8 protein-coding genes are annotated in these 12821 nt (G+C 69.5%); 1 reads left to right on the top strand and 7 read right to left on the bottom strand.

Annotated elements, in window-relative coordinates; all coding sequences use genetic code 11:
• Positions 1–19: 19 nt before the first annotated feature.
• From MMF93_RS26895 to eccD, 7 genes are all read right to left on the bottom strand, one after another.
• Positions 20–475 (bottom strand): YbaB/EbfC family nucleoid-associated protein, encoded by a 456-nt coding sequence (locus MMF93_RS26895; protein ID WP_242755511.1) that lies wholly within the window; start codon positions 473–475, stop codon positions 20–22.
• A gap of 131 nt (positions 476–606) precedes the next feature.
• Positions 607–3843 (bottom strand): AAWKG family protein, encoded by a 3237-nt coding sequence (locus MMF93_RS26890; RefSeq protein ID WP_242755509.1) that lies wholly within the window; start codon positions 3841–3843, stop codon positions 607–609.
• 101 nt (positions 3844–3944) lie between these two features.
• The gene (locus MMF93_RS26885) at positions 3945–4454 is read right to left on the bottom strand and encodes a type VII secretion system-associated protein (protein ID WP_242755507.1); all 510 of its coding nucleotides are present in this window, start codon (positions 4452–4454) and stop codon (positions 3945–3947) included.
• A 96-nt stretch (positions 4455–4550) separates the two neighbouring features.
• The gene (locus MMF93_RS26880) at positions 4551–4871 is read right to left on the bottom strand and encodes a WXG100 family type VII secretion target (protein WP_114022835.1); all 321 of its coding nucleotides are present in this window, start codon (positions 4869–4871) and stop codon (positions 4551–4553) included.
• Positions 4872–4956: 85 nt separating this feature from the next.
• On the bottom strand, positions 4957–5307 hold the full coding sequence (locus MMF93_RS26875) for a hypothetical protein (RefSeq protein WP_242755505.1): 351 nt from the start codon (positions 5305–5307) through the stop codon (positions 4957–4959).
• Positions 5308–5579: 272 nt separating this feature from the next.
• Complete coding sequence (eccB, locus tag MMF93_RS26870) at positions 5580–7049, bottom strand: type VII secretion protein EccB (RefSeq protein WP_242755503.1); 1470 nt, start codon at positions 7047–7049, stop codon at positions 5580–5582.
• Positions 7050–7073: 24 nt separating this feature from the next.
• On the bottom strand, positions 7074–8474 hold the full coding sequence (gene eccD, locus MMF93_RS26865) for a type VII secretion integral membrane protein EccD (RefSeq protein WP_242755501.1): 1401 nt from the start codon (positions 8472–8474) through the stop codon (positions 7074–7076).
• A 292-nt stretch (positions 8475–8766) separates the two neighbouring features.
• Here eccD and eccCa point away from each other — a divergent pair, with 292 nt between their 5' ends.
• The gene (gene eccCa / locus MMF93_RS26860) at positions 8767–12753 is read left to right on the top strand and encodes a type VII secretion protein EccCa (RefSeq protein WP_242755500.1); all 3987 of its coding nucleotides are present in this window, start codon (positions 8767–8769) and stop codon (positions 12751–12753) included.
• Positions 12754–12821: the final 68 nt, after the last annotated feature.

Raw genomic sequence — 12821 nt, 5'->3', positions numbered from 1 at the left:
TGTCCCTCCCCTTCCGTGCTCAACCCGCGCTCTCGTCGTCCTCGGCGATCTCGTCACGCAACCGGTTCCGGCCCGACCGGCCGGAGCCGGTTCGGCCCTCACCGCTCAGCGCCGACCCGAAGATACTGTTCCAGTCGATGTCCAGTCCCCGGCGGACCGAACCCTCGGGGCCTGGCTGGGTGAAGGGCGCGAAGGTCTCCATCACCCGGTGCGCCATCTGCGACCTGCCCTGCTGGACGGCCTCCATGACCGAGGCGGCCAACTGCGGTCCCGTCATGCTCTGGTGCTTGTTGTCGAGGAACTTCAGGCCCGTCAACTCGCCCTGCGATCCGACGGTGGCCTCCACCACGCGGTCCTTGGAGCGCACCGTCGCGGCGGCCTGGCTGAGGTCCGCCTGCGCTCGCGAGACGGCGGCCCGCGTGGCCTCCAACTCGGCCATGGCGTGGGCGATGCGCTCCTGCAGTGGCTCGGACAACGCAACTCCTGTTCAGAGGTATTGAGCGATCATTCTGTCGTACAACGGAACGAAAAAGCCATTCCCGGCCGGGTCTGCCATGCCAACGGGCACCACCCGGCGCGGGGACGCTCCGCCGAGGGCGTCTGGCCCTACCGGCCGATCACCGCTGGTGATCCGCCCTCGTCGGTACCCCAGACATCGTCGTCCTCCGGCTCCCAGACCTCGCGGTCACGGTCGCCGCTCTCGGTCTCCGTCTGTCCCGGCGCACCCCTGCCGCCCCCCATCGCCGGCAGATACGGGTTGGCACCGGTCGTGCTGACGGTCTGCCGCTCCTCGTACCCGCCCTTGCCGCGCCCCGCCGCGCCGGGGCGGCGGTTGCTGACCACGTCGCCCGTGTCGATGACGTTGCGCACGCGCTCCGAGGGGCCGTCGTTCCCCTTGCCGCCCCCCATACCGCCCATACCACCCATGCCGCCCATGGGCATACCACCCATCGGCATACCGCCCGCGCCTCCGCCCGGCATCGGACCGCTGTTCAGCGGGGTGCCGCGCCCCGCGTCCGCGTCGCCGGATCCGCCGCCGGACGCGCCGGCCAGCGACGGTTCCTTGTACGGCGAATCGTCGTACAGCTCCTCCTCGTAGGAGGGGTCGCCGTAGTCGTAGGAGGGGGTGCCCGAAGAGCCGTGGTGGCCGCCGCCGTTCAGCTGGTGGGAGCCCGGGGAGGCGCTGTCGGGGTCGTTGAGGTAGCCCGTGGTCGTCGTGCCGTCCGAGTTGGTGATCGAGGTGGCGCCGGTGTCCGGGTCCACCCGCGAAACGCTGCCGTCCGGGTACTCGGTGACGACCCGGCCCTGCTGATCCAGGTGGGTGGTGCTGCCGTCGGGGTTGGTCAGCGAGTCGCCCGCGTTGAGCGGGCCGGAGTACGAGCTGCCGTCCGGCCTGGTGACCGTGGACATCTGGGTGTCCGGGTCCACCACGGACCTGCTGCCGTCAGGGAACTCCGTGACGACCCGGTCCTGGGAGTCGAGATGCGAGACGCTGCCGTCGGGGTTGGTCAGCGAGTCATTGCCGTTGACCGGCCCGGAGATGTCGGGGCTGAGGTGCCGCTGCCCCAGATCGCCGTCGTTGAGCTGATGGCTGAGCCGCTGCTGCTGTTGCCGGTACTCGTCCTGCTTGTGCTGAGCCTCCTCCTGCTTGGCCTCCTGCTCCTTGCGGATCTCCTCCTGCTTGGCCTCCTGCTCGGCGCGGATCTCCTCCTGCTTCTTCTCCGCCTCCTCCCGTTCCGCCTTCTGCTCGGCGCGGACCTCCTCCTGCTTGGCCTCCTGCTCCTTGCGGTACTCCTCCTGCTTGGCCTCCTGCTCCGCCCGTTCGGCCTCGGCCTCCTTCTCCTTCTGCTCCTGCTTGGCCTCCTGCTGCCGGCGGATCTCCTCCTGCTTCTTCTCCGCCTCGTCCTGCTCGCGCTCCTGCTCGGCGCGGATCTGCTCCTGCTTCTTCTCCGCCTCCTCCTGCTTGGCCTCCTGCTCGGCGCGGATCTGCTCCTGCTTGGCCTCCGCCTCCGCCTGCTTCTTCTCCTGCTCCTTCTCCCGCCTGTCCCGCTCGGCCTTCTGCTGATTGGCCTGCTGGATCTGGAAGGCCCGGGCCTCTTTCTGCGCCTCCTCCTGCTTGTGCTGGGCCTCCTCCTGCTTGGCCTCCTGCTCGGCGCGGATCTGCTCCTGCTTGGCCTCCTGCTCCTTGCGGATCTGCTCCTGCTTGGCCTCCTGCTGCGCCTGCTCGGCCTCGGCCTCCTTCTTCTCCTTCTCGGCCTTGGCCTCCTGCTCCTCGCGGTACGCCTCGGCCTCGGCCTTCTGCTCCTCCCGCTCGGCCTCGGCCTCCGCCTTCTCCTTGGCCGCCTTGGCCTCGGCCTCCTTCTTCTCCTTCTCGTACTTGGCCTCGGCCTCCGCCTTCTCCTTGGCCGCCTTCTCCTCGGCCTCCTTCTTGTCCTTCTCGTACTTGGCGTCAGCCGCCGCCTTGTCCGCGGCCGCCTTGTCCTCCGCGGCCTTCTTGTCCTTCTCGTACTTGGCGTCCGCCTCCGCCTTGTCCTTGGCCGCCTTGTCCTCGGCGTCCTTCTTCTCCTTGGCGGCCTGGTCCTCCTTGAAGGACTCCTCGATCCCCGAGTCCCCCTTGGTGCTGATGGAACCGAGGTCGAATTGCGAGGCACCCCACGCTTTGGACAGGTTCCGCAGCGCGATCTCGGCGGGGCCGACCAGCTTTTCCTCGACGGAGTCGTTCCACCGTTTGACCGCCTCTTCACTCACCGCCTTCCAGGTGGAGTACTCCGACATGTCGCCGTACGTCCTGCCGTTCGCGTCCGTGGCCGCAGAGGTGAAGCCACCCTTGGGGGTGTACTCCCAGTGGCCGACGGCGTAGGGGCCGTAGCCGGGCTCGTAGTCGGCGTCGAGCTGGGTCAGGTTGTTGTCCCAGGTCTTCGAGGCGATCTCCGACAGGAGGTCGACGAGCCACCGCAGCGGGTTGCCCTCGTAGACGTTCCAGTAGTCCCACTTGTCGTAGAGGTTCTTGGCCTGTGTTCGGAGAGCCTCGCCCGCCGCCCGGAGCTCGGTGCCGGGCTTCGACACACCGCCGTTCTCGGCCCCCATGTCCTCGACGTAGTTGTCGTAGCGCCGCCGGAGCTCGTGAATGAGGTCCCAGAAGACACCGGCCGCCTGCCCCAGCCACGCGTCGTTCTGCTCGCTGCCCACGCGGTTCTGCCACTCGTCCATGGTGGCCTTGCTGTCCCACATGAACTTGGCCACCCGGTCGAAGGCGTCCCCCACCATGTCGAACGACTTCAGCCTGACGCCCTTGTCGGGGCCGATGGGATCCTCGCCGCCCCAGGCGAAGCCGATGCTCCCGTCGTTGTTCTCCAACAGGGCTTGCAGGGCTCGGCCCGTACCGTAGGAGTACTTGGTCAGTTTGAAGTTGTTCCAGACCACTCCGTCGTCGGTCGGCTTGAAGTGGCCGTCGTCCAGCTCCTGGCCGTAAGCGCTCTGGATCTCACCTCCCACGTGCTCGCCACCCGACGGCATGTGACCCGTGGAACCGATCAGGGTGATGCGCGCCTTGTAGTAGGTGGCACCCGAGCCCCCGCCCGACGTGTAGAAGGGAATGACGAAGTCGGTGTTCTGGATGTCCCAGCCCGCGTTCTCCGACATCCAGTTGAAGTCGGTGGCGTCGATGGACTCGACGCTCTTCTGCTTGGAGATCTCGACCCGCATCTGCTTGATGCCGTCGTTGCCGACGAGTTCGTCGAAGAGGGTGCTCCTGGCATCCGCCTTGTACCCCGTGAAGAGCTCGACGGCCTGCAACCAGTAGTCCGCGGGCGAAGTGTCGTCGTCCTTGTTGTCATCGGCCATGGCGGAACTCCATCAACGGGCGGGATCAGCGGGCGGAAAGGGGCGGCGAAGTGGGTCAGCAGGCGGGACGACGCCCGTGTGACGGCGGGGGCGGCGGAGGTCTACTCGTCTTCGTCGTCCTCGCCGCCGCCCCCGCCACTGTCGTCCTCGTTCGGCGTGGTCGTGAGGTCGGTCTCGACGTCCTCGTCCTCGAAGATGTCGAAGAGTTTCTGGCCCTCGATGGAATCCAGGCTCTCCCCCTGTGTCTTCAACAGGGTCTCGATGGTTTCCTCCAGGGCGGAGTCGATGTCCTTGAACAGCTCCTTGTGGCTGGTGAGAATCCCCTCGAGAGCGTTCACCATCTCCACGACGGCACTGTTCACCCGGTCCCCGTTGCTGTCCTGGTCCTGCGCGAGGTTCCCGATCGCGAGCGGGACGGGGGTACCGTAGGGAAGACCGTCGATTGCTCCGTTGTCACCTTTCAGGGACAACATGCCGGGAATCACCGGGTCTCCCGTACTGTCCCCGGACACCGCCTTGAGTGCGTCCCGGAAAGCCGCTATGTCGTGGTCCTTGAAATTCTGGAGCCATTCCTTGTTGAGCTGCGTCGGGGGCTGATTGCCTTCGGCCATGTCCCTGCCTCTTCCTCCGTCACGGTCCGGGCGACGACAACAGGCGGCCGCCCCACGTGAAGCTCGTCGTGGGACGACCGCCCGAGCATCGTCGGATCAGCCGATCTTGACGTCCTGCCAGCTCTGCGTCTGCTGGCGCTCGTTGTGCGTGTAGAGGTCGCGGATGTTGTTCAGCGTGGCCGCGTTGTCATTGAGCCACTTGGCCATATTGGTGACGGCCTGGTTCCACGCCGCCTGCTTCTCGTCGTAGACCTGGCGGTCGTCACCTTCCCACGAGTTCTTCAGCGCCTGGAGTTCGTCGTTCAGGCTGTTGATGATCTTCTCGATCTCGCGCGTCTGAAGGCGCATGTCCTCGACGGCGTTGTCGACGTGGGCATAGCTGACGTAGATATATCCGTCAGTGAGGTTGTCCGGCATCAGTGACCTCGTTTCGCTGAATGGCTGTCGGTGCGGCGTTTACGGTTGCGGCTGCGGCGGGCCGGAGCGGTACCGGCCCGGGCGGTCACTGTCCGGCGGTGCTGCCCATCAGGCCGTCGAAGATCGTCTGCGACTGGGAGTACGCCTGGTTGATGGCGTCGTTCGACGAACCCTGTGTCATCCCCTGAGCACGGAGCGTCTCGTTGAGCTGGTTGATCATGTCCTGGAGGTTCTTCGAGATGATCTCGGCGTGCTCGTCCCAGGAGTCCAGCAGCTTCTGAAAGGCCCCACCGTCACTGCCCTGGAGCGCCGAGATCATGCCGTGCTTGGTGCTCTCGACATCCTGACGGCGGCTTTGGACGCCAGAGAAGGCCATCTCAAGGGCCTGAATACCGTTGCGTGTCGCCTGTTCTTCTGCCCGCTGCATACCCGTCATGGGCCGGCCCCTTCCGGTGGAAATCTCCCCGCCAGGCCCGAGGCGCCGGCGCGGTTGCGTAACCGGATGCGGAGGCATCCTCATCCAGTTGGTTGGTCCTGACAAGGATGGTAGAAGGGTCGCAAAGCGTGAGCAACGTTCCTCGGCGAGAAATGCCGCTATGCGCCCGCACCACCATCTTTGCCTGGTCTTGCGGTACTTGACGTGCGGTGACACGCCCTCAGACTTTCCTCAAATGTCGATATACCGATGGGAAAGACGAGTTGCCGCGGTCAAGGGTTTACCGCTTTCTTGTTGCCTGTGTCACACGGCGGAGTTGTCGCCTTGGACCGGCCCGACTTCGCCGCCGAGGGCGTCAGGTCCGGCCCGGTCGGCAGCATCGACAACAGCGACGAGGGAAGCCGCTGCGCCTGGCTCGTGGTGTATCCCAGCGCCTTCAGCGCGTCGGCCGTCGGCACCCGGTACTTCACCCCGCTGTCCGTCACCAGGTACACCGTGCTGCCGACGTTGGAGCCGTCCGCGCTCAGGGCGTGGACCAGGGCCCCGCCGCCCGGCGGCACCACGATCCGGTCGGCCTTCACACAGGCCGGCGTCAGCGCCTCCGGGGCGGCCTGCGCCGCCCGGCCGATGCCGTCGACGTCCGCCAGGGACACACTCACCCTGGTGCCGTCCTCGCCCGACCGGATACCGACACACGGAACCTCGTCCGTACCCGGCTCGACCGCCTTCGGCGGGCTCTCGGGAAGGTCCGTTCGCGTGTCCCCGCCCTCGGCGTCCGGCGCCAGGTGCCCGATCACCGCGTCGGCACCCAGCGGGACGGCGTTGACCCCACCGCCCGCGTACGCCTTCTCCTTGGTCTGCGGGTTGCCCAGGAGCAGCGCGGCCACGGTGGCGTTGACCGGGGTCAGCCCCTCCTTGCGCAACACGTAGTAGCGGGCTTCGCCGCCGGGCGCCGACGCCCGGAAGACCTGGCCGACCCGGGTCTTCCCACCGCCCAGGGACGGGCCGGGGCTGCCGCGCCGCGGGATGTCGGGGGCCACGAGGTCGGGTCCTGAGGGCAGCGAGTTGAGCAGCGCCGCCGACACCCGCAGCGAGCGGCGCGAGCCGTAGCCGAGTGCCTCGCGCGCACCGCTGTCCACGTCAAGGCGCAACTTGCTGCCCTGCCACACCAGGTACTGGGCCTTGCCCGACCCGGTGACCAGCAGCCCCTCGGAGCCGCCCAGGCCCTTGCCGTCGACGTCCTTGCCGACGGCCAGCGCCGTGGCGGTCCCCTCGTCGCCCTCGGCCGAGCACACCTGCCACGGGTCGGAGGACAGGGAGCCGCTGTCCGGCACGTTGTCGGGGGCCCCGACGATGCCCACGGGCGCGCCGTGCGCGGTGCCGCTGAGGGATTTACTGCCGACGGACGCGGTCTCCAGGTCCGCGCCCAGCAGCAGCCGCGCCGAGGTGTAGTTGCGTACCGGGCGCAGCCGCCCGTCGAGGTAGAGGTAGCGGCCGCCGGTGTCCTTGTCGACCACCAGCGTGTTCTGCTCGCGCCAGGAGTCCTTCGTGCCCGGCTTGATCAGTCCGAAGACGAAGGAACCCGCGCAGATCAGGAGGGCGATGATGATGCTGATGACCACCCCGCGGTTGGTCCTGCCCTGGGGGCTCTCGGGGGCGTCGGGGTCGGCGCGCAGCATGCCCGAGGTCAGCCGCCCCATGACGAACATGTGCGCCTGGACCTGGTCGCGCTTGGACTGCACTGTGCGTTCCTCCGGTTCGGGCCGTCAGCCGTTCAGGCCGCGCAGGGCGCCGTACACCCCGAGCACCCACAGGGCCAGCGGCAGCAGGGCGAGCGCGGTCGCCGAGTGCAGGATCTCCGCGGCCCGGCCCCAGTACGGGACGAGCCGCCGGCCAGGCACGGTCCACGACGCGATGGCGATGCCCGCGGTGGCCGCCAGCAGGCTCGCGACCAGCAGCAGCCGGCTGTCCGGTGAGTAGGTCACGGCCCGGAAGAGGACGAGCATCAACAGGCCGCCCGCCCCGGGGGCGAAGAGGGAGAGTCGCTGCCACACGTTCCCCAGGCCACGGCCGTGCAGCAACAGCAGCAGCGCGAGCACGACGGCCGTGATGACCTCGGCGAGCCCGCCGTCGTGGGTGAGCAGCGCCAGGCAGACCGCGCACACGGCACCCACCGCCCCGTACAGCGAGCTCATCCAGCCGTCGGCGAGCACCGCCCGCGCGGAGACCACGGACGTGGGGTGCGGCTCGATGCCCTCCTGGAGCAGGTCGGCGTTGGTCGGCAGCGGAGGCATGCGCATCCCGGACATCCGGAAGGCCAGCGAGGGGACGAAAGCCCCGAGGAGGACTGCCAGCAGGGCGAGGATGCTGGCCACGTTGGACGGTCCCAGGTCGGTGAGGACCATCAGGGCGCCGGCGAGGGTCCCGAAGGCCATGACCACGGCGAGGCCGAGGAAGAGCGCCGCGAAGGACGCCACGGCGGCGAGGGCGACGATCGCGCCGCCCGCGCCCGCGGCGCAGGCGGCGAGCAGCCGGGCGCCCAGCACCTCGTGGCTGTGCGGGCCCCCCATGTCACCGCCGGGCAGCAGCCAGCCGGCGAGCGCGAGGTAGGGGCCCACCATGATGCCGAGAGCCGCGCCCGCCCCGGCGTCACCCACCGCGCGGCTGGCCGAGCCGGCCCCGGCGATCAGCAGCAGCCCGGCCGCGGCGGCACCGAGGGCACGCAGGCCGGTGGAGCCGCCTGGCAGGGCGAGGACGACCGCTCCGGCCAGCAGCGCTGTGACGGCGAAGCCGATCAGCAGCCGGGCGCTGGCCCGCGGGCTCCAGCCGTGCGGCCGGTCCTGCATGGTGGTGGAGATGCCGTCCACCAGGTCGTCGAGGTGGACCTCGGGGAGGGCGTCGATGCGCGGCCGGAGGTAGAGGGTCTCGCCGTCGCGCAGGTCGTAGGAGTCGAGGGTGCGCTCCTCGTCCATCGGCTCACCGCCGAGGCGCTGCAGTACCCAGCCGCCGTGGTCGATGCCGCTTTCCGCGAGGTTGTCGGCGCTGTAGCCGAGGACGGCGGGCAGCAGGTCGACCACCGGCACGTCGGAGGGCACCGCGAGGTCGATGGACTTGGCCGGCGCACATATGGTCAGGCGGCACAGACCTGCCACCTGGTTGTCAGTCATCGGGCTGCTCACGCTTCTTCCGGGGGTCTGCGCGGGGGGCTTCCCGGGTCTTGGTCGTTCCCGCACGGGGCGAGGGGGCGCTGACGAGACGTCATCATAGATGTGTGCAGTAACCCCACATCAGGGTGGGTGCGCATCACGTGCCGGCTCCGAGAACTGGTATACCAAGTACGCAGAGTTCACTCTGGTCGTCAGGGCGGACCCTGATCGTCAGTGCGGACGCGCCGGAACGCCCACGGACCGAGGGCGTTCCCCCCACCGACTGTGCCCCGCCCCGTGAGGAGAACCGGCGTTGAGCGTCGTCCTGTTCCGCCGCCCGGCGCGTCGGCGCGGCCCCGAGATGCCGGACGGCGAACTGCAACTGCAGGAGCCGCCGACACTGCCCGAGGTCGTGCCGGACAGCTCCGCGGTCTGGACCTACCTGCCCATGGCACTGATGTCGGTGTCCATGATGCTCATGTTGATGAGACCGGGCATGGGCGGCGGCCGCGGCAGCCACTACATGTACCTGGCCATGGGTTTGATGGTGCTGTCCTCGGCGGCCATGATGCTGGGCCAGATGATGCGCAAGGCCAGCGAGCGCAAACAGCGGCTGAAGGGTGAGCGCCGCGACTACCTGCGCTACCTGACCCAGATCCGGCGCAAGGTGCGGGCCGCGGTCGTCGACCAGCAGAAGGCGCTGGCCTGGCGGCATCCGCCGCCCTCCGCCCTGTGGCAGCTCGCGGGCACCACGCGGCTGTGGGAGCGCCGTCCGCAGGACACGGACTTCGGCGAGATACGGGTGGCCGTCGGCGAACAGAAGCTGGGCCTGCGGCTGACGCCCACGGCCACCACCCCGGTCGAGGACCTGGAACCGCTGTCGGCCCACGCCCTGCGCAGCTTCATCCGCGCCTACTCCACCGTGCCCGAGCAGCCCATAGCCATCTATCTGCGGGCCTGGGCGCGGGTACTCTTCCGCGGCGACGAGGACCGCATCCGCTCTCTGGCCCGCGCGATCGTGGCACAGCTGGTGACCTTCCACGCCCCCGACGACGTGTGGGTGGCGCTGTGCGTGTCCGACGAGCGGCGGGCCGACTGGGAATGGGTGAAGTGGCTGCCGCACAACCTGCACCCGCAGGAGAGCGACGGCGCAGGCCCGGCCCGGATGTTCGTCTCGGCCTTCAACGAGCTGGAGGACCTGCTCGGCGCCGAGTTCCTGGAGCGGCCGTCGTTCGACCCCGACGCACCGCCGGGACGCGACGAGCCGTACACCGTGATCGTGCTCGACGGGGGCTCCGTGCCCGCCCGCCACCGGCTGGACGGCGCGGGCTTCCGCAACGCCGTCGTGCTGGACCTCACCGGCGCGCTGAGCTGGCGTCCCGGTCGGGTCACCCTCCGGTTCGACGTGAGCGAGGACTCCTTCGCACTGGTCCGCACCGACCGCGAGCGCAAGGAGCAGACCACCCTACTCGGCCGCCCCGACCCCATGGGGACGATCAGCGCGACGGCGCTGGCCAAGCGGCTGGCCCCCTACCGGATGGGCACGGGCGGCGGCGACTCCGCCGAACCGCTCTCCTCGGACGTCGAACTGACCACCCTGCTGGGCATCACCGACCTGTACCGGCACGACCCGCAGAGCCTGTGGCAGCAGAGCACCGGGTCCAACCGGCTCAAGGTGCCGATCGCGGTCGGCCCCGACGGCACCCCGGTGGAACTGGACATCAAGGAGTCCGCGCAGGGCGGCACAGGTCCGCACGGCATGCTCATCGGGGCCACCGGCTCCGGCAAGAGCGAACTGCTGCGCACCCTGGTACTGGCGCTCGCGCTGTCGAACTCCTCCGAGACACTCAACTTCGTCCTGGTGGACTTCAAGGGCGGTGCCACCTTCCTCGGTCTGGACGAGCTGCCCCACGTCTCCGCGGTGATCACCAACCTCGCCGGTGAGGCCGCGCTGGTCGGCCGCATGCAGGACGCCCTGCACGGTGAGCTGATCAGGCGCCAGGAGCTGCTGCGCGCCGCCGGCAACTACACCTCCGCGCTGGAGTACGAGAAGGCACGTGCCTCGGGCGCCCCGCTGGAGCCGCTGCCCAGCCTGTTCGTCATCGTCGACGAGTTCAGCGAGCTGCTCTCCGCGCACCGCGAGTTCATGGAGCTGTTCGTGATGATCGGGCGGCTCGGGCGCAGCCTCGGGGTCCACCTGCTGCTCGCCTCGCAGCGGCTGGACGAGGGGCGGATGCACCAGCTGGAGAGCCACCTGTCGTACCGCATCGGACTGCGCACCTTCTCCGCCATGGAGAGCCGCGGTGTGCTGGGTGTCCCGGACGCCTACCAGCTCCCGCCGCAGCCCGGCAGCGGCTTCTTGAAGTCCGGCGTGGAGGCTCTGACCCGCTTCCGCGCCGCGTACGTCTCCGGCCCCTACCAGCAGCGGCGCAGCCGCGTGAACCAGGCCAGGGTGGCGAGCCAGACGGTGCCGTGGACGGCGGGCTACGTGGTGCCCCGCCAGCTCCCGGACCTCCCCGATCCCGAACCGGAGCCGGAGACCGAGCCCGAGGAGGAGAGCGGCGACACCCTGCTGTCCGTCGCCGTGGACCGGCTGCTGGGCGCAGGCCCCTCCGCACACCAGGTGTGGCTGCCGCCGCTGAGCGTGCCCGCGACTCTCGACCAGGTGCTGCCGCCGCTGACCCCCGACCCCGAGCTGGGCCTCACCACCGTCGGCTGGCCGATGCGCGGACGGCTGACGGTGCCGGTCGGCATCGTGGACAAGCCCTTCGAGCAGCTCCGCGACCTGCTGACCGTCGATCTGTCGGGCGTGGGCGGCCATGTGGCCATCGCGGGCGGCCCGCAGAGCGGCAAGAGCACCATGGTGCGCACGATCCTCACCGCGCTCGCCCTCACCCACACCCCGCGCGAGGTGCAGTTCTACTGCCTCGACTTCGGCGGCGGCACCCTGGCCGCGCTGGCCGACCTGCCGCACACCGCCGGAGTCGCGGCACGACTGGACTCCGAGCGGGTGGGCCGGGTGATCGCCGAGGTCACCAATCTGCTGGCGGACCGCGAACGGTTCTTCCTGGACAACGGCATCGACTCCATGCCGACCTACCGCCGCCGCCGCGCCGCAGGCGAGTTCGCGGACCAGCCGCAGGGCGACGTCTTCCTCGTCATCGACGGCTGGTCCACCGTCCGCCAGGACTTCGACCGCAACATCCAGACGTTCGCCGCCATCGCGGCCCGCGGCCTCAACTACGGCATCCACCTCATCGTGACCGCCGCCCGCTGGGTGGAGCTCACCGCCGCCGTGCGCGACCAGGCGGGCACCCATGTGGAGCTGCGGATGGGTGACCCGATGGACTCCGAGATCGACACCCGCCGCGCCGCCACCGTGCCGCGCAACCCGGGCCGTGGCCTGACCCGGGAGGGCAAGCTGCACTACCTCGCCGCGCTCCCCCGCATCGACGGCACGGAGTCCGCCGACGACCTCTCCGACGGGATCGCGGGCCTGGTGGCCGCGGTCAAGGAGAGCTGGCAGGGCCCCACGGCCCCCAAGGTGCGGGTGCTGCCCACGAAGCTGCCCGCGGCGCAGCTGCCCGGGGCCGGAGGCGACTTCCGGGTGCCGATCGGCCTGGAGGAGGAGCGGCTGTCGGTCGTCTGGCACGACTTCAGCGAGAGCCCGCACATGGTCGTCGTGGGCGACACCGAGAGCGGCAAGACCAACCTGCTGCGGCTGATGGCGAAGTCCATCATGGACAGGTACACGCCCGCCGAGGCGCGGATCATGCTCGTGGACTACCGCCGCGACCTGGCGGAAGTGGTACCGGAGGAGTACCGGCTGGGCCACGCGGTGTCGATCGACGCGCTCAAGGACCTCGTCGACGGTGCCGCCCGCGCCGTGCGGACGCGGGTGCCGGGCCCGGACATCGCCCCGGGCCGGATGAAGCAGGCCGACTGGTGGAGCGGGCCGCGGCTGTTCATCCTGGTCGACGACTACGACATGCTGGGCACCGGCATCGGCAACGCGCCGTTCGACCCGCTGCTCAACCACCTGGCCCTGGGCTGGGAGGTCGGCTTGCACATCATCGTCACCCGGGGCGCCTCGGGCGCCGGGCGCGGCCTCAACGAGATGCTCATGCGGCGGATGCTGGAGGTCAACACCCCGGCCCTGCTGCTGTCCTGCCCGCCCTCGGAGGGCTACCTGCTGGGCAACGTCAAGGGCCGGGCCATGAACCCGGGACGGGCCGTGCGGATCGCCCGCCGCAAGCAGACACAGGTCCAGACGGCGATGCTGGAGGAGCCGGACGCGTAACCGGTCCGAACGCGCCCGGCTCAGCGGTTCCGCTCCTGGTGTCTTCACCGGGGGCGGAACCGGCCGTT

This window comes from Streptomyces tubbatahanensis, from assembly GCF_022699385.1.
Lineage (GTDB): Bacteria > Actinomycetota > Actinomycetes > Streptomycetales > Streptomycetaceae > Streptomyces > Streptomyces diacarni.
Note: the sequence above shows the minus strand (reverse complement) of the source record. Positions and strands in the feature narration are given on the sequence as shown.

Bases quoted from the DNA above. Each gene is read 5' to 3' on its own strand.
- MMF93_RS26890 (WP_242755509.1), bottom strand. From the start codon at position 3,843: ATGGCCGATGACAACAAGGACGACGACACTTCGCCCGCGGACTACTGG.
- MMF93_RS26875 (WP_242755505.1), bottom strand. From the start codon at position 5,307: ATGACGGGTATGCAGCGGGCAGAAGAACAGGCGACACGCAACGGTATT.
- MMF93_RS26880 (WP_114022835.1), bottom strand. From the start codon at position 4,871: ATGCCGGACAACCTCACTGACGGATATATCTACGTCAGCTATGCCCAC.
- MMF93_RS26885 (WP_242755507.1), bottom strand. From the start codon at position 4,454: ATGGCCGAAGGCAATCAGCCCCCGACGCAGCTCAACAAGGAATGGCTC.
- eccD (WP_242755501.1), bottom strand. From the start codon at position 8,474: ATGACTGACAACCAGGTGGCAGGTCTGTGCCGCCTGACCATATGTGCG.